This is a genomic window from Nonomuraea sediminis (assembly GCF_018531495.1).
GTDB classification, from domain to species: Bacteria; Actinomycetota; Actinomycetes; order Streptosporangiales; family Streptosporangiaceae; genus Nonomuraea; species Nonomuraea sediminis.
This window is the reverse complement of sequence record NZ_JAHDTI010000007.1, coordinates 86,996-104,039: the sequence shown is the minus strand read 5'-3', so window position 1 is coordinate 104,039 and position 17,044 is coordinate 86,996. Positions and strand designations below refer to the sequence as shown.

Below are 17,044 nucleotides of genomic sequence, written 5' to 3'. Positions count from 1 at the left end.
CGTCAGTTGCGGGTGAACTGGAGTGTGGAGACGGTGGTCCAGCCGTTGCGCTTGCGCTTGTCGACCATCTTGAGCGTCGTGTCGTCGCAGGTGAAGGTGGCGTGCTGGACCAGGGGGCCGTCGTAGATGCCCTGGGCCAGGTTGGCGCGCACCGACCAGGACGGGCCCTTGATGTCCGAGTAGATGGTCCTCCCCCTGGCGTTCCCGGTGGCGCCCGTGCGGGAAGTCGCCAGCACGCCCTGGCGGTCGCCCGTGATGGTGGCGCGCACCTTGAGCACGCCCGTGAACTGGTTCCAGCCCGACGTGGCGTCGCTGCTGTCCTTGAAGGCGACCTTCTGCGAGCCGGTGAAGTCATAGGTCGCGGCGGTCGTGGTCAGCGTGAGCCTGGCGCCCGCGCCGCCCTTGGACACGTCGACGGCCGTGGGGCTGTTCACGGTCTTGCCCTTGGCGACGATCTTCATGGCGGTCAGCTTCCACGACCCGAGGTAGCACGCGGGCGTGGCCTGCGCCGGTACGGCAAGCCCCCCGGAGACCAGCACGGCGGTCAGGCTCAGCCCTAAAGCATTTCGGAACATCAAAAATCCCCTCATGTCGCAGGTTCCGCTGGAACATATCGGACCCCTGGCCACAAGGGGATCAAGGGGGGTGCCCGGCGCGATCACCGGACACCCCGCCTGGCTACCACCAGCCGAAAGGCCCCGGCACGCGCGGATCCTGCGGCAGCGGGACGACCTGCGGCGCCCACGCCTGCGTCGGCACCCCGACAGGTGGCAACAGCCCGGCCAGCTGCATCTCGCCGGTGAGCTGGTCCAGCATCGCGCTGATGTCGCCGATGTTCGGCACCACGCCGGTCACCGTCTTGGCCAGCGCCCGGAAGGCGTCCGGCAGCCCCGCTCCCGTGCGGTTCGGGTCGCCGAGGTCCAGCGGCGTACAGCTGGACTTGATGATCTGGAAGAGCCGGTCGACCCGCCGGGAGTCCCGCTCCCTGAACCCGTCCTGGAAGTCGTCGTGGTGCGCGAGGACGAGCGCTGCCAGTCCTGTGATGTGCGGCGCCGCCATGGACGTGCCGTCCCAGGCGGCGTAGTCGTTCGGCGGGATCGACGACAGCACGGCCACACCCGGCGCGCAGACGTCGACCTCGGGCCCGTGGCAGGTGAACTGGGCCGAGAAGTAGCCCTCAGGGGTGCTCGGCTCGAGGGCCTGGGCCGCGTGCGAGCTGTCCTCAGGGAACGTGCCGGACTTGCCGATCGCCGCGACCGTCAGCACGATCGGCATGTTGCCGGGGAAGTTGACCGGCCCGGCGTCGTTGCCGGCGGCGACCACGGCGGCCACGCCCGCGTTCCTGGCCTCCTCGATCTTGGCGGCGACCAGGGCGGAGCTCTCCGGGGTGCCGAGGCTGAGGTTGAGGACGTCGATCTCCTGGTGGATGCAGTAGTCGATCGCCTCGATCAGGTCGCTCAGCCTGCCGCCGGGGAAGATCTTGCAGGCGTGCACCTCCGCCTCGACCGCGAAGCCGACCACACCCCTGCCGTTGTCCGAGCCGGTGATCACGCCCGCGCAGTGCGAACCGTGGTGGACGGTGTCCACCCGCCAGCCCATGGGCTTGTTGTCGACCAGGTCGACGCCCTTGGTGACCTGCCCCTCAAGGTCGTTGTGCTGCCCGCCCACACCCGAGTCGATGATGGCGACCTTGACCCCGGCGCCGCGGAACGTGGGCGGCAGCCTGTGCAGCTGCATGGCCTCCTGTCCCCAGCCGAAGGTCTGCTGCTCGGGGAAGTCGGGGATGGTGTCCGACAGCTTCTTCAGCACGACCAGGTTGTCGCGGTCGGTCGACAGCGCCGGGCGGCTCGTCAGCATGCTCCAGTGGCCGCTCTCCGGCTTGAACTCCACGACGGCGATCGAATCCGGGGTCTCCCCCGTCAGCGTGACCGAGGCCCGGCCGTCCTGCCCGGTGATCGTCTGGGCGGGCCAGAGCGATCCGGTGATCTGGATGGTGGCGCCCGGGATCGGATTCCCCTCGGAGTCCGTGACAAGGAAGGAGAAGGTGGAGTTGAGCCCGAGCGGCAGGACCATCTTGGTCCTCGGGACCATGCCGACCGCCGTGTAGGTGAGCAGGTGGTCACGCTCCAGATGCACCTGAGGCAGCTGGCGCGTCAGCGAGTCGGCGTGCTCGCGCGTCATCTCGGCCACCGTCACGTCGGGAAACGCCACCGTGTCCGCGGACAGCAGCCCCACCTTGTCCGCCATCTTCAGCTGCCGGTGCACCTTGACCTGCGGATCGCGGTCGAGCAGCTCGTGCAGCTTGCCGGAGTCGAGGGCAGGCGCGCCCACCCCCATGGCCCCGAGGATCGGCTGCGGCACCGCCGCCACCATGTAACGCCGCGGGCGGCTCTCGACCGGTGCCGGCGCCGCCCCCTTCCCGCGGCCGGACGATCTGGGCGGCCTGGGATTGCTGCTTTCGCTCATTGCCTCTTGACTCTCTTTGAAGATCACACTGATGCGCTAGTAGAGCTGGACGGGGGAATCCGGCTCGATCGTCACCTGGGGGCCGAATTTCGCCTTGAGCTCGTCGGCGTGTGCCGGCGTCATCTCCACCGTGAGCAGGCTCGGTCTCTCCGCCGAGCCCAGCTTGCGCTGAACCGTCACCTCGGGGTCGCGGTCGAGCTCGCTCGCCACCGTCGCCAGCACGGACGGGTCCGTGCTGCCGACGATGAACGGCGCGCGCCCGGGTCGGCCGTTGGCCGACCCGGGCTCGTTTGATGGCTCGCTCACGGCGACGGGCGGTTCTGCTGGCCGAGGCGGCCGATCTGGGCGATCACCGTCTGGATCTGTGCCAGGCACGCCTCGAACTGCCCGCTCCTGTACAGGCGCACGGCCTGCACGGTCATCGGCACGGCCTCAGCCAGCTGCGGCGACTGCGGGACCACCGTCCGCAGCCAGCCGTGCAGCTGCTGCAGCGCCATCGCACACTGCACCTGCAGCTGGCTCGTCTGCCCCGCGCCCACGCCGGGCGCGATGCCCACTCCTCCTGCGGTCATGCCCCAGCGCTCCTGTCCGTCCATCGCAACCATCCGCCCCTCTCAGGAACCGGCGCCCACGGGCACCGGCTGCTGCTGCGGGACGCCCTGCTGACCTGCCATCTGCGGCATCGCCTGGTCGATCATCTGGTTCAGGATCGTGCGTACGGCGGGCAGGCCGTACTGCACGCCCAGGCGGGCGATCTGGGTCCAGAAGGTCGTCGGGTTCGACGTCGCCGCCTGCTGGGCCTGCTGGGCCTGGAACGGCGAGAGGATGCCGCCGAGGGCACCGCCGATGAACCCGCCGATCGACTCGCCCATGTCGCCGCCGATCCAGCCGCCCAGCTCCCGCCCGGCGAAGCTGCCGCCGATGCCGCCGACGACGCCCATCGGCGCGACGCCCTGCTGCTGGCCGTACTGGCCTTGCATGCCCTGCTGCTGGCCGTACTGACCCTGCTGGCCGTACTGACCCTGCTGGCCGTACTGACCCTGCATGCGCTGCTGCTGAGCCTGCTGGGCCGCGAGCTGCTGCATGTACTGCTGCCGCATGTGCGGCGGGATCTGGGTCGGCGTCTGCGCCTGGAACGGCCACAGGCTCTCGGCGATGTCACCGACCACGCCGCCCAGCTGGGAACCGATCTGCGAACCCTGCTGCCCGCCGATCCAGTCACCCAGCTGGCCACCCGCCCAGCCACCGACCGAGCTGCCCACACCCATGGGCGAGACACCCTGCTGCTGGCCGTACTGACCCTGCATGCCCTGCTGCTGCCTCTGGGCGGCGAGCTGCTGCATGTACTGCTGCCGCATGTGCGGCGGGATCTGCGTCGGCGTCTGCGCCTGGAACGGCCACAGGCTCTCGGCGATGTCACCGACCACGCCGCCGAGCTGGGAACCGATCTGCGAACCCTGCTGGCCACCGAGCCAGTTGCCCAGCTGACCGCCCGCCCAGCCACCGACCGAGCTGCCCACACCCATGGGCGAGACACCCTGCTGCTGGCCGTACTGGCCTTGCATGCCCTGCTGCTGAGCCTGCTGGGCCGCGAGCTGCTGCATGTACTGCTGCCGCATGTGCGGCGGGATCTGGGTCGGCGTCTGCGCCTGGAACGGCCACAGGCTTTCGGCGATGTCGCCGACCACGCCACCGATCTGAGAACCGATCTGCGCACCCTGCTGCCCACCGAGCCAGTCGCCCAGCTGGCCGCCAGCCCAGCCACCGGCCGTGCTGCCCAGCCCCATCGGCGTGACGCCCTGCTGCTGGCCGGGCATCGGCCTGGGCATGTTCGGCTGCATGTATGTCATGGTCTTTCCCCCGAGACTGACAGCCAGCTCCGCTGCTGGCTCATCACGGCTGACTACATACCGCCGTTGTCTGATTACTAAATGCGACGCAAGCAACAGTCTCGCCAAGACGAGGAGCGAACATTTTGCTCCTCGACCGGCAACCGGTCCGACCGCCCTCACCTGCGGGCTTTGCCAAGGTCATAGGGGTCCGCGCACGAGCTCCCATGGCTCTCCTGTGGGCAGCTTCCACAGGGTTTCGGCAGGCAAATGATCACGCTATAGTGCGGGCATTCATCGTTCGGCAGGGAGGCGATCGCCGTGACCGAGCACGAGCCGCCCCAGCTCGACACCAGCACGCCGCATTCGGCCCGGGTGTGGAACTACTGGATCGGCGGCAAGGACAACTACCCGGTCGACCGCGAGGTCGGCGACCAGGTCATGGCCGCCTATCCCGACATCGTGGAGATCGCCCGCCAGTCGCGCCACTTCCTGGCCCGCGCCGTGCGGTTCCTGACCGGTCAGGCCGGTATCGACCAGTTCCTCGACCTGGGCACGGGGCTGCCCACCGTGGACAACACGCACGAGGTGGCCCAGCGGGCCATCCCGACCGCGCGGATCGTCTACGTCGACAACGACCCGCTGGTCCTGGTGCACGCCCGCGCCCTGCTCACCTCGACGCCCGAGGGCGTGACCGACTACATCGACGCCGACGTCCACGACGTGGAGCGGATCCTGCGAGACGCCGCGGCCACCCTGGACCTCTCCCGGCCGGTCGCGGTGATGATGCTCGGCATCCTGGGCAACGTCGCCGACTACCGGGAGGCCCGCGACATCGTGCGGCGCCTGATGGCGGCGGTGCCGTCCGGGTCGTACCTGGTGGTCAACGACGGCACCAAGGACGCCAAGGCCGAGGAGGCCCAGGCCGCGGCCGACATGCGCGCCGAGGCCGGCGACCCGTACCGGCTCAGCACGCCGGCCGAGATCGAGGCCTACTTCGAGGGGCTCGAGCTGGTCGAGCCCGGTGTGGTGCGCACCGCGGAGTGGCGGCCCGAGCTCCACCAGCTGCGGGCCGCCCTGCTCGACGTGCACTGCGGCGTGGCCAGGAAGCCCTGACCCGCCGTCAGTGGACCCGCTGCCCCTCGACGTAGGTGGCCAGCACGGTGGTCTCCCCGAGCTCTTCCGCCGGGATGGCCAGCGGGTCGCGGTCGGCGATCACGAGGTCTGCCAGCTTGCCCTGCTCGATGGTCCCGGTCCGGGTGTCGAGGTGGTTCACCCAGGCCGTGCCGATCGTGTAGGCGGCCAGCGCCTCCCGCACGTGGAGGCGCTGCTCGGGGAGGAACGCCGGGCCGCTCCCCTCCGGCAGCCTGCGGTTGACCGCGACGTGGATGCCGAGGAACGGGTCCGGGCTGCTGACCGGCCAGTCGCTGCCCGCCACCAGGCGCGCCCCCGCCCGCTGCAGGGCGCCGAAGGGATATTGCCAGCCCGCGCGCTCGGTGCCGAGGAACGGGATGGTCAGCTCGTCCATCTGCGGCTCGTGGGCGGCCCACAGGGCCTGGATGTTGGCGGCGATCCCGAGCGTGGCGAACCTGGGCACGTCGTCGGGGTGGACGACCTGCAGGTGGGCGATGTGGTGACGGTTGTCGTTCTGCCCGTTCACCTTGCGCGCCGCTTCGAAGGCGTCCAGCGCCTCCCTGGCCGCCCGGTCGCCGACGGCGTGCACGTGGACCTGGACGCCGACGGCGTCCAGGCGGGTCACGTAGGCGCGCAGCTCCTCCGGCCCGACGAAGCTGATGCCCTGGTTGGCCGTCTGGCAGCCGCAGCCGTCCAGGTAGGGGGAGGTCATCGCGGCGGTGAAGTTCTCCGCGACGCCGTCCTGCATGATCTTCACGCTGCCGGCGCGGAACCGGCCGGTCGTCTCGCGCCTGCCGAGGAGTTCGGGGATCTGCTCCTCGCCGCGTTCCCTGTCCCACCACAGCGCGCCGATCACGCGCGCGGTCAGCAGGCCCGACTCGGCTGCGCTGCGGTAGGCCTGCTGGACCTCCGGGCTCACCATCGCGTCCTGCCAGGCCGTCACCCCGGCCGCGTGCATGCGCCGCTGGCCGGCCTCCAGAGCGCGCAGCATCATCTCGGGCGTCGGCTCGGGCATGTGGCGGCCCACCAGGTGGGCGGCGCCCTCGTGGAGCGTTCCCTGCGGGGTCCCGTCCGCTTCGCGTTCGATGCGGCCGTCGGCCGGGTCGGGGGTGTGCGCGTCGACGCCGCACAGCTCCAGTGCCCTGGTGTTGACCCAGGCGCCGTGGCCGTCCCTGTTGATCAGGTGTACGGGCCGGTCGGGGACGATCTCGTCCAGTTGGTGGCGGCTCGGCGTGCCGCCGGGGAACCAGTCCATCGACCAGCCGCCGCCGGAGATCCACTCGGCGTCGGGGTTGGCCTCGGCGTAGCGGCGGATGGCGGCCAGGGCCTCCACCTGGTCGCCGGCGTCGTGCAGGTCGCACCGGATCATGGTGAGCCCGGCCAGCACCGGATGCGCGTGCGCGTCCTGGAACCCGGGCAGCAGGGCGTGCCCGGCCAGGTCGACGACCTCGGTGTCCGGGCCGATCAGGTCGCGGACGTCCTGCTCGTCGCCGACGGCTACGATGCGCCCGCCGCGGACGGCGGCCGCCGAGGCGGTGGTCCCGGCCGGATCCAGCGTCTGGACGGGGCCGTTGCAGAAGACCAGGTCGGCGGCGATCATGACAGCTCTCCCAGGGGACGGACGGACCAGGGGCGGACGCGCTCGACGGCGGAGCCGATGCGGAAGACCTTCGCGTCGTCGTAGGTGCGGCCGACGATCTGCACGCCGGTCGGGACGCCCGCGGACGACAGTCCGGAGGGCACGTTGAGCACGGGGCAGCGGCTGGCGATGTTGAAGACCGGCGTCAGCGCGTACTCCAGGTACTGATCCAGCTCGACGCCGTTGATCGACAGCTTGCGCTCGACGAAGTCCTCGCCCGCGGGCAGGGCCGCGGTGCCGCTGGTGGGGCAGATCAGCGCGTCGAAGCGGTCGAGCAGGCCGCCGATCACCTCGTAGATCTGCGCCTCCAGCTCGAGCCCGGCCAGCAGCCCGTCGCGCTCGAACACCGCGTGCGAGTCCTTGGCGAAGGCCAGCGCGTACGGCGTGAGCAGATCGCCGTGCTCGGCCGCCACCCGCGCCACCATGGGACCGAAGATGCCGCCGAAGTGGATCAAGGCGGCCCGCATGACGGTCGTCCTGCTCAGGCCCGGCTCCACCTCCTCCACGATCGCCCCCGCGGAGGCGAGCGCGTCGGCGACCGCCCGGGTGTTGGCGGCCACGTCGGGTTCGATCTCCCAGTCGCCGAGGTTGGGCGCGTAGGCGATGCGCAGCCCGCGCACGTCTCCCAACTGCTCGGGAATCCGTACGGCAGGCCGCAGCGAGACCACGTCCCGCGGATCGGGCCCGACGATCACGTTCTCGAGCAGCGCGCAGTCGGCGACGGTGCGCGCCATCGGCCCGTCGTGGCAGTAGTGGTCGAGGTTGTAGGGAGGCATGGCAGGCACCCGCCCGTACGGCGGCTTGTAACCGACGGTGCCGGTGGCCGAGGCGGGCAGGCGGATCGACCCGCCGATGTCGGACCCGGTGGCGAGCGTCGCCGAACCGGAGGCCAGGGCCGCTCCCGACCCGCCGGAGGAGCCGCCGGGAGAGTAGGCCAGGTTCCACGGGTTGCGCGTCAGCCCCCACAGGCGCGAGTGCGTGAACGCGGCACAGCAGAACTCGGGCGTGGTGGTGCGCGCGTGGATGATGCCGCCGGCGGCGACGATGCGTTCCAGGATCGGATGGGTGGTGTCGGCCACGTCGTCGGCGAGGGCCAGCGAGCCGTCCGAGGCGCGGCGGCCCGCGATGGGCTGCTCGTCCTTGGCGGCCACGGGCAGCCCTTCCAGCGGGCGCTGCGTGCCGTGCAGGTAGGCGTGCTCGGCCTGGGCGGCCTGCTCGAGCGCCTCGTCGAACAGGCGCTCGCTCAGGGCGTTGACCTGAGGTTCGACAGCCTCGGCCCGTTCGACGACGGCGGTCATCAGCTCGACGGGCGAGAGCTTTCTGGCCTTGAACAGTTCCAGGGCCTCGGTGGCGGACAGGTAGGCGAGGTCACTCACACGGTCTCCTGAAGGGCGCGCCTGTCGGCGGCGATCTGGGCGGGATCCCAGCCGGGCCGCGGCACGGAGTGCAGCAGCAGGCGGGTGTAGGGGTGTTCGGGCTGGGACAGCACCCGGCCCGTCGGGCCTGATTCGACGACGCGCCCCTGGAAAAGCACGACGACGTCGTCGGCGACGTGCCGGACCAGGGCGAGGTCGTGGCTGATGAACACGTAGGCGATGTCGAGGTCGCGCCGGATCTCGGTCAGCAGGTCGAGGATCTGCGCCTGGATCGACACGTCGAGCGCGGAGGTGGCCTCGTCCAGGATCAGCACCTTCGGCTCGGTGGCCAGCGCGCGGGCTATCGCGACCCGCTGGCGCTGCCCTCCCGACAGCTTCCTGGGCCGCGCGGCGGCCTCACGTGCGCCGAGCCCCACCCGTTCGAGCAGCTCGTCGCGCCGCCTGGCGCGCTCTGGCCCGCTCTGGGCGAAGTGCAGCCGCAGCGACTCCTCGATGCAGCCGGCGACGGTGACGCGGGGATCGAGCGACAGGTAGGGGTCCTGGAACACCATCTGGATCTCCCTGGCCCTGGCCAGCCGGGCCGCGCGTCCCCTGGGGGCCTGCGAGCGGTCGCGGCCCAGGACGCGGATGTGCCCGGCGTCCGGCCGTTCCAGGCCGACGAGCATCCGCGCGGTGGTCGTCTTGCCCGATCCTGACTCGCCCACCACGGCCAGCGACCCGCCGGGCGGCAGGACGAAGGAGACGTCGTCGACGGCCACGTGGTCGCCGAAGGTCTTGCGCAGCCGATCGATCTCCAGCACGTTCTCACTCATGCACGGCCTCCTGTGCGCGCCAGCACGCCACTTGCGCTCGGTCGACGGGCTCCAGCGGGGGCGTGCCGTCCGCGCACCGCTCGATGGCGCGGGGGCAGCGCGCGGCGAAGGCGCAGCCTGCCGGCGCCTCGGCCAGTGACAGCGGGCGTCCGGCGATCCCGTGCGGGGGCTGGTCGGACTCCAGCCGGGGTGTGGCGGCCAGCAGCCCGGAGGTGTAGGGGTGCCTCGGCCGCGCGAACAGCTCACCGGTGTCCTGCGCCTCGACGATCCGGCCCGCGTACATGACGTAGATGCGGTCGCAGATCGCCGCGGCCAGCTCCAGGTCGTGCGTGACGAACAGCATCCCCATCCCCCGCGCGGCCCGCAGCCGTGCCAGGATGGAGATCACCTCGGCCTGCGTGGTGACGTCGAGCGCCGTCGTCGGCTCGTCGGCCAGCAGCAGGTCAGGCTCGCAGGCCAGCGCTCCGGCGATCATCACCCGCTGGAGCATGCCGCCGGAGAACTCGTGCGGATACCGGCGGACGGCGGCCCGCGGGTCGCGGATGCCGACCGCCTCGAGCAGCTCCACGGCCCGCTCCAGAGCCTGCTTGTACGGCAGGCCGCCCGCCCGCAGCCCTTCGGTGACGAAGTCGCCGATCCTGCGCACCGGGTTGATGGAGGCCCGCGGATCCTGGAAGATCATCGCGACCCGCTTGCGGCGCAGCGCGCGGAGCCGGGCGCCCGGCAGGGACAGCACGTCGTCCCCGTCGAGCAGCACCCGGCCGGTGGCGGCCGCCTGCCCGGGGAGCAGGCCGAGAACGCTCCTGCAGGTGACGGACTTCCCCGAGCCCGACTCGCCGACGAGCCCGACGGACTCGCCCGGGGCGACCCGCAGCGACACGGCGTCGAGGATGGGCCTGGCGGCCTGGTCCTGCGGCAGCCGTACGGACAGGTCCTCGATCTCCAGCAGAGTGGTTGCCATCAGCGCTCCCTCACGGCGACCTTGTCGGCGATGCCCTCGCCGACGACGCTGAAGGCGACCACCGTGATCACCACGGCGGCGCCGGGGGCGAGCGCGGGAAGCATGGCGCCCTGGAGCATGGCGGAAGCCCCTTCGTTGATCATCGTGCCCCAGTCGGGGGTGGGCGGCTGGGTGCCGAACCCGAGGAAGGACAGGGCGGCCAGGTCCATGAGCGCGTACCCGAAGTTGATCGCCGACTGCGCCAGGATGAGCGGGAGGACGTTGGGCACCAGGTGCTTGACGCAGATCACCCAGCCGGACCAGCCCTGCACGCGGTAGGCCTGGACGTAGGGCCTGGACATCTCCCTGATGGTCACGCTGCGGGCCAGCCGGCCGACGTAGGGGGCGTAGGCCAGGCTCATCGCGACCACGGGGGCGACGAGGCCGGGCCCGAACACCGCGACCAGGATGATCGCCAGCAGCAGCGCGGGGAAGGCGAAGACGAGGTCCATGGCGCGTGACAGGACCGAGTCGGTGATCCCGCCGATCCAGCCGGCCGCGACCCCGAGCAGGGTGCCCACCAGCGTCGACAGGGTGACCACGAGCAGCGGGCCGAGCAGTCCTGCGCGGGCGCCGTAGATCAGCCGGGACAGGATGTCCCTGCCTGACTGGTCGGCTCCCAGGGGGTGGTCGGCGCTCGGTCCGCTCAGCGCGGACGCGAAGTCGATCGCGAGGGGGTCGTGCGGGGCGATCACCGGCGCCAGCAGCGCGGCGAACACCAGCACGATCAGCAGGGCGACGGCGGCCACGAGCAGCTTGTCGGCCTTGAGCAGGAAGCGGCGATGGAGGCCGGCGGTGGTGCTCACGGTCATGAGGCGGTCCTCCCGACGTGGGACAGGCGCGGGTCGATGAACGGCTGCACCAGGTCGACCAGCAGGTTGGACAAGGTGAAGGCCACCACGATGAGGACCGTGGTCGCCTGCACGACGGGGAAGTCCTTGACGGTGACCGAGCTGACCAGCAGCTGCCCGACCCCGGACAGGCCGAAGGCCGTCTCGACGATCGAGGTGGCGACCAGCAGGCCGGCCACCACCGTGCCGGTGACGGTGCTGATCGGGCCGAGCGAGTTGCGCAGCACGTGCCGCTGGATCACCGCCCGCTCCGCCACGCCGCGCGAACGGGCGACCTCCACGTGGTCCCTGCCCAGCTCCTCCAGCATCGAGGCGCGCGTCACCCTGGCGAGCAACCCGGCGAAGGTCAGCGCGAGCGCCGCGGCGGGCAGCGTCAGATGCCAGACCCGGTCGCCGAGCCCCTCCCCGTTGCCGAAGGCGGGGAACCAGCCGAGCTGGACGGAGAACAGCGAGATCAGCCCGATGGCGGCCACGAACGACGGGGTGGCCGTGGCGACGCCGGTGCCGATGAGGACGATCCGGTCCACCGGTCCAGGCCGCAGCGCGGCCAGCGCGCCGAGGATCAGGCCCGCGACCACGATGAGCAGCCCCGCGTACCCGACGAGGAAGAGCGTCGTGGGCATCCTGGCCAGGATCAGCCCGAGCACGTCCTGGCGGAACTGCACCGAGCGGCCGAAGTCCCCGGTGAGGGCGCCGCCGACCCATTTGAAGTACTGGACCAGGAACGGGTCGTCCAGGTGGTACTGGGCCCTGATCGCTGCCAGCGCCGCAGGCGAGGCCGAGCGGCCCTGCGTGAGGAAGGACGCGGGATCGCCTGGGGCCAGGTAGACGGAGGCGAACACGGCGAACGACGCGGCGGCCAGCGTGGCGACCAGTCCGGCCGCCCGCCGTACCAGGAAGCGGATCATCCCGCCGACCCCAGTGGTGCGGCCCAGGGATAGACCAGCTGGGCGATGCTGGTGGGGGCGCCGGTGAGCCGCTTGTTGAGGAACATGTTGTGCGGCGTCTCGTACAGCGGGATCCACACCATGTCGCGCACCGCGATCTCCTGCAGCTTGGCGACGGTGGCGGCGCGGGCTGCCGGGTCGGCCTGGGCGTTGGCCTCGTCGACGAGCTTGTCGTACTCGGGGTTGGAGTAGCCGCCGTAGTTGGAGAAGTTGCCGGTGCGCAGGATGCCGTAGAACTCCAGCGGGTCGGGGGTGGAGTCGTACCAGATGGTCATGACCAGGTCGATGCCGGCCCGGGCCTTGGGGTCGGAGAACAGCGCGGTGTAGGCGTCGGGCGCGACGGCCTTCTGCTCGACCTGCAGGCCGATCGACTGGCCCGCGGCCTGGACCGCGTTGGCGATGATGCCGATGTCGGGGGCGAGCGTGCTGGTGGCGATCACGATCTTCTTGCCGGTCCCGCCGGCCTCCTGGACCAGCTTCTTGGCGCCTTCCAGGTCGTAGGGCAGGTCGGGCAGGTTGGCGTAGTAGCCCTTGGCGGCCTCGGGGGCGATGCCCCAGGCGCCCAGGGCCGCCGGCGCCTTGGCGGGCGTGGCGATGCCGGCGACGCTGGCCTTGAGGATCGACTTGCGGTCCAGCGCCATCGCCAGGGCCTTGCGCAGCCGCGGGTCGCCGAGGGTGCCCTTGAGGTTGACCGGGATCAGGCTGGTGGCCGCGGTGTTGGGGCCGAAGTAGAGCTTGCCGCTCTGCGCGGCCGCCAGGCGGGCGAAGCCGCTGGTCGGCACCAGGTAGCTGCCGTCGGCCTCGCCGGACAGCAGCGCGTTGACGCGGGCCGCGGGGTCGGAGATGAAGACGTTCTTGACCGTGCCCGCCTGGGCCTTGAGCTTCGGGTCCCAGTACTGGTCGAACCGCTTCAGCGTGATGGCCTGGCCCTTCGACCAGCTTTCCATGGAGTACGGTCCCGTGCAGTTGACGCCGGCGTCCGGGGTGCCGTACCTGGTGCCCTCGGCGGCCAGGGTCTTGGCGCTCTCGATGGTGCCCGCCGAGGTGCCCATCTCCTCGTTGAAGAGGTGGTCGGGCTTCTTCAGGTGGACGGTCACCTCCATCGGCCCGGTCTTCTCCACCGAGGCGACGTTCTCGTAGGCGGAGACCCAGTAGGAGCCGACCTTGGGATCCAGGTGGCGGCGCATGCTCGCCACGACGTCGTCGGCCGTCAGCGTGGTGCCGTCGTGGAAGCGAACCCCGTCGCGGATCGTGTAGACCCAGCGTTTCGGATCGGGGGAATCCGCCTTGCTCGCCAGGCCCGGCTCCATCCGCATGTCGGGCGTGACGCGCATGAGCTGCTCGCACACGTTGGCCAGGACCGTGTTGGGCGGGTAGTCGAAGGCGTAGGCGTAGTCGAGCGACTGGGGTTCGGCGTACAGGGCCCAGGTCACCGTGTCGACCGGCCCCTTGGCCGCGGGCGTGTCCTTGGTGAGCGTGAAGGCGGGTCCCTGGGCGCCGGTGGCGCGCGGAGATGCTCCCCCTCCGCACGCTGCGACCGTGAGCGCGGTCATCGTCGCGGCGGCGGCGAGACGGGCGATGCGCATCGGACACCTCTTTCCAATGAGGGAGGGCCGCGACCGTTGGCGCGGCGAGGTGCCATGAGTATTGGTGAAGGAACGTTCCTGCACAAGGAAGTGAAGGAACGATTCTGCAACGGTCAGGGTAGGGTGGCGAGATGTTTGACATGGTGGCAGGATCGCGCCCATGAACCAGCCAGACCGTAGCGCCGAGGGACGGGTCCGCCTCGTCGACGTCGCGCGCGCGGCAGGGGTGTCCAAGACCACCGTGTCCGACGCGCTGAACGGATCGGGGCGCCTGCCGGAGGCGACGCGCGACCACGTCCGCGAGGTGGCGCGCAGGCTGGGATACCGGCCCAACGCCACCGCCCGGCTGCTGCGCGCGGGGCGCACCCGGCTGCTCGGCCTGGCGGCGCGGGAGTACGTCGAGACGCCGTGGGCCTACGCGGACCTCGCCTACTTCGCCCAACTCTCGTCGGCCGCGTCGCGGGCGGCCATGACCCACGGCTACGGCGTGGTCCTGCTGCCGACCACGGGGCCCAACGACTCCTGGCTCGACCTGCCACTTGACGGCGTGTTCGTGGTCGATCCGATCGAGGACGACAAGGTGGTCGCCGACTTCCTGGCGGCGGGGGTGCCCGTCGTCTCGGACAGGAGAGCGCTGGCCGGCACCGGGTCGCCGTGGATCGACTTCGACTACGGACGCGCCATCCGCGAGGTGCTCGACCACCTGGCCGCCGTGGGCGCCCGGCGCGTCGGCGCCATCGCGGCCGCGGGGACCGCCAGCTACCACCAGGATTCGGTCGCCACCTACCGGCAGTGGTGCCAGGAGCGCGGGCAGGAACCGCTCATCACCTGCTTGAACAGCCCCGGGCTTGCCAAGGTGCTCCAAGCCGTGGAGACCGTGCTCGGCGACCCCGATCCGCCGGACGCGCTCTTCGTGCTGGTGGAGGTCAGCCCGCCGCTGCTGCTCGACATGATCAGGAAGCAGGGCCGGTCAGTGCCCGACGACCTCCTGCTCGTGTGCGCCACGGAGGAGCCCACGGCCCCCTTCACCGAGCCCCCGGTGTCCACGCTCAGCTTCCTGCCCGCGGAGACCGCGGAGGCGGCGGTGGACATGCTCGTCGACCTCATCGAGGGCAGGCCGGCACGATCCGACGGCCGGTTGTTCCGGGCCGTCTTCCACGTCCGCGCCTCGGCGCTTCCGGAGCATGATTAGACGTCGCAGGTCAGGGCAGTGGGAGTGGGCCGCGCGACCGCGTGGCGACAAGCTGGACCCAAGGGGGAGTCATGATCATCCTTGGTCTGATCCTGCTGCTGTTGGGATGGCTCACCGGGCTGTCGATCCTGTACACCATCGGAGTCGTCATCCTGATCGTCGGACTCGTGTTCCTCGTGATGGGCTCGGTCGGGCGTCCGGCCTTCGGGCGGCGGTACTGGTTCTGAGATCATCACGGCCCCCGGAGACCTCCGGGGGCCGCGGGGCGGGCTAGCCGAGGATCCTGGCCGTCGCGGTCTGGTGGCCGCGGACCGGCACGACCGCGACCGTGTAGCGGACACCGTCGATGTCGCGGGACATGCCGGGCATGCGGTGTCCGTTGACCTCGAGCCACCGGTGCTCGCCCAGGAACCGGGCCTCCCAGAAGAGCAGGCCGTCCGCGCCGTTGGTGAAGGTGGTGGCGCTCTGCCCGTCATGCCGTACGGTGACCGTGCCGCCGCCCACCGGGACGTCCGCCACCTGCAGCCAGCCGATGTCGGCGGGCAGGCGCGACTGGGTGGCGACCGTCCGGCGGGGCGCGTCGGGCTGGATGCCCATCAGGCCCTCGACCGTCTGGCTGACCAGCGTGAACGGCACCTCTGGGTAGTCACCGTTGAGTCCCTGGCGGTTGCTGACGTGCTTGACCTCACGCTGGTCGTAGACGTACCGCATCCACTTCCACGCCGTGTCGGCGCGGTTGTGGCGGAAGAACGTGTCGGGCAGGTAGGTGATCGCCTCGATGTTGCTCGGCTTGCCGGGGCCTGAGGCCTGGGTGTCGATGAAGTCGAGGTAGGCGTCGTTGCGCGGGCCGGCGTCGATGATGCCCTTCATCGGCATGAACCAGCTGTTCTCCTTGCCGAAGCCGGTCAGCGGGGTGCCATCGACGGTGTAGGCGCGCACGAAGTCGGTGGTTCCCGGCTTCACACTCCATTCCTGGTTGAAGTACCGCTTGAGGTCGCGGGCCTTGTCGGCGATGTCGCGCGACAGCCGTACCTCGTGCTTGTCCAGCGCCATGTCGGCGAGCGCGCGGTAGGCCTGGTACTGGGCGCTGATCCCGTCGCCCGCCTCGGCCAGCGGCTCCCCGCTGACCTCGTTGTAGCTGGCCACGCCCTGGAAGATGCCCCTGCCCGTGCCCTCGGCGACCCCGTTGGGCTTGGCCCCGTCGTGCAGGCTGATGAAGTCGCCGGTCTCGTGCGTGTAGTAGTCCCAGAAGGCCGGGTCGTCGACATAGGTACGGTCGCCCGTCCAGCGGAAGGCCTCGTCGGACTTCTCCACCAGCTCGAAGGTGGCGGGGACCTCGCGGACGAAGTTCGTGGGCGACTTGTAGTCGATGGTGTGCCAGGTCCTGGCGTCGAAGTTGATCGCCCAGACCGGGTAGTACTTGTGCTCCTGGGTCGCCGAGGCGGCGAAGGAGCGGAGCATGTTCCTGTTCTCCTCGTCGAAGCCCAGCAGGTGGGCGCCGGCGAGCTGGTGGGCGAAGTCGCGCGAGTAGTACGCGGTGCGGTGGGCGTATCCGGCCCAGTAGGTGGGGGTGTAGGGGGCCTCGCCGGGGTTGACCGGCGGGTTGGCGCCGATGTTGATCGGGCCGACGGCGCCGTCCTGGTGCACCCAGCTCCCCGCCTTGGCCTTGGCCCAGTCGAACAGCTCGACCACCTTGGCGTTGGAGGAGGTGACGACCGGGTTGGCGCGCGCTCCCGGCGAGATCATCACGTCGTCGGCGTTGACCCAGCCGGAGCCCGACCCGAAGGCGATCTCGAGGGTGTCGCCCTCGGTGAGGCTGAGGTTGGAGACGGTGTAGCGGCTGTAGATGTCGCGGGCGGGCAGCGTCACCGTGCCCACGTCGGCGCCGTTGCGCCGGAGGCCGAACGTGCCACCCGCGCCGCCGGTGGCGATCCACGCCGAGATCGAGTAGCTCCCTGTCGTGGGGACCGTGATCGTCTGGCTGACGCTCTTGCCAGGTCCCGCGTCGAGGTAGATGAGCTTGGCGCCGCCGTGCGGGTAGTTGGTGGCCACGCCCGTGCCTGGCGTGAACGTCCAGCCTTCCGTGCCCTTCTCGAAGCCCGGATTGACGACGACGAGCGGGCCGCCAGTGGCGGCGTGCGCGGGGGTGAGGGCCGCAGCGGCAAGGAGGGAGGAGCCGAGCAGGGCAGCTAACACTTTCATGCGAAATCTC

General features: G+C 70.8%; 16 protein-coding genes. 3 read left to right on the top strand and 13 right to left on the bottom strand.

The window, feature by feature from the left end; genetic code table 11:
- Positions 1-2: 2 nt before the first annotated feature.
- The 5 genes from KIK09_RS28955 to KIK09_RS28935 form a co-directional block, all read right to left on the bottom strand.
- Positions 3-575 (bottom strand): hypothetical protein, encoded by a 573-nt coding sequence (locus KIK09_RS28955; protein ID WP_214322552.1) that lies wholly within the window; start codon positions 573-575, stop codon positions 3-5.
- 103 nt (positions 576-678) lie between these two features.
- The gene (locus KIK09_RS60155; protein WP_214322551.1) at positions 679-2,361 is read right to left on the bottom strand and encodes a S8 family serine peptidase; all 1,683 of its coding nucleotides are present in this window, start codon (positions 2,359-2,361) and stop codon (positions 679-681) included.
- A gap of 141 nt (positions 2,362-2,502) precedes the next feature.
- Entirely contained in the window at positions 2,503-2,772 is a 270-nt protein-coding gene (locus KIK09_RS28945; RefSeq protein WP_214322550.1) for a hypothetical protein, read from the bottom strand.
- Entirely contained in the window at positions 2,769-3,038 is a 270-nt protein-coding gene (locus tag KIK09_RS28940) for a hypothetical protein (protein ID WP_214322549.1), read from the bottom strand. The genes KIK09_RS28945 and KIK09_RS28940 overlap by 4 nt, the downstream gene beginning before the upstream one ends.
- 42 nt (positions 3,039-3,080) lie before the next feature.
- Positions 3,081-4,316 carry a hypothetical protein gene (locus tag KIK09_RS28935; RefSeq protein ID WP_214322548.1) on the bottom strand — a complete coding sequence of 412 codons (1,236 nt, stop codon included), beginning with the start codon at positions 4,314-4,316 and terminating at the stop codon, positions 3,081-3,083.
- 300 nt (positions 4,317-4,616) lie between these two features.
- On the opposite strand from KIK09_RS28935, the gene KIK09_RS28930 reads away from it, so the two are divergent.
- Positions 4,617-5,411 carry an SAM-dependent methyltransferase gene (locus KIK09_RS28930; RefSeq protein WP_214322547.1) on the top strand — a complete coding sequence of 265 codons (795 nt, stop codon included), beginning with the start codon at positions 4,617-4,619 and terminating at the stop codon, positions 5,409-5,411.
- A gap of 7 nt (positions 5,412-5,418) precedes the next feature.
- On the opposite strand, the gene KIK09_RS28925 is transcribed toward KIK09_RS28930, so the two are convergent.
- Genes KIK09_RS28925 through KIK09_RS28895 form a run of 7 tightly spaced genes read right to left on the bottom strand, consistent with a single transcriptional unit; the run spans position 5,419 to position 13,640 of the window.
- Positions 5,419-7,029, bottom strand: coding sequence for an amidohydrolase (locus KIK09_RS28925; protein ID WP_214322546.1), 1,611 nt, complete (start codon positions 7,027-7,029; stop codon positions 5,419-5,421).
- Positions 7,026-8,444: an amidase gene (locus tag KIK09_RS28920; protein ID WP_214322545.1), complete on the bottom strand. Its 1,419-nt coding sequence runs from the start codon at positions 8,442-8,444 to the stop codon at positions 7,026-7,028. Before KIK09_RS28920 ends, KIK09_RS28925 begins: the two co-directional genes overlap by 4 nt.
- A complete protein-coding gene (locus KIK09_RS28915; protein ID WP_214322544.1) occupies positions 8,441-9,256 on the bottom strand; it encodes an ABC transporter ATP-binding protein in 816 nt (271 codons plus the stop codon). The genes KIK09_RS28920 and KIK09_RS28915 overlap by 4 nt, the downstream gene beginning before the upstream one ends.
- Entirely contained in the window at positions 9,249-10,217 is a 969-nt protein-coding gene (locus tag KIK09_RS28910) for an ABC transporter ATP-binding protein (protein WP_214322543.1), read from the bottom strand. Before KIK09_RS28910 ends, KIK09_RS28915 begins: the two co-directional genes overlap by 8 nt.
- Complete coding sequence (locus KIK09_RS28905; protein ID WP_214322542.1) at positions 10,217-11,068, bottom strand: ABC transporter permease; 852 nt, start codon at positions 11,066-11,068, stop codon at positions 10,217-10,219. Before KIK09_RS28905 ends, KIK09_RS28910 begins: the two co-directional genes overlap by 1 nt.
- Positions 11,065-12,015, bottom strand: coding sequence for an ABC transporter permease (locus tag KIK09_RS28900; RefSeq protein ID WP_214322541.1), 951 nt, complete (start codon positions 12,013-12,015; stop codon positions 11,065-11,067). Before KIK09_RS28900 ends, KIK09_RS28905 begins: the two co-directional genes overlap by 4 nt.
- Positions 12,012-13,640: an ABC transporter substrate-binding protein gene (locus tag KIK09_RS28895; RefSeq protein ID WP_214322540.1), complete on the bottom strand. Its 1,629-nt coding sequence runs from the start codon at positions 13,638-13,640 to the stop codon at positions 12,012-12,014. The genes KIK09_RS28900 and KIK09_RS28895 overlap by 4 nt, the downstream gene beginning before the upstream one ends.
- A gap of 160 nt (positions 13,641-13,800) precedes the next feature.
- Between KIK09_RS28895 and KIK09_RS28890 the strand changes: the two genes are divergently transcribed.
- The gene (locus tag KIK09_RS28890) at positions 13,801-14,832 is read left to right on the top strand and encodes a LacI family DNA-binding transcriptional regulator (RefSeq protein ID WP_214322539.1); all 1,032 of its coding nucleotides are present in this window, start codon (positions 13,801-13,803) and stop codon (positions 14,830-14,832) included.
- A gap of 71 nt (positions 14,833-14,903) precedes the next feature.
- Positions 14,904-15,059 carry a hypothetical protein gene (locus KIK09_RS28885; protein WP_214322538.1) on the top strand — a complete coding sequence of 52 codons (156 nt, stop codon included), beginning with the start codon at positions 14,904-14,906 and terminating at the stop codon, positions 15,057-15,059.
- Between the two features lie 43 nt (positions 15,060-15,102).
- On the opposite strand, the gene KIK09_RS28880 is transcribed toward KIK09_RS28885, so the two are convergent.
- Entirely contained in the window at positions 15,103-17,034 is a 1,932-nt protein-coding gene (locus KIK09_RS28880; protein ID WP_214322537.1) for a carbohydrate-binding protein, read from the bottom strand.
- Between the last annotated feature and the right edge of the window lie 10 nt (positions 17,035-17,044).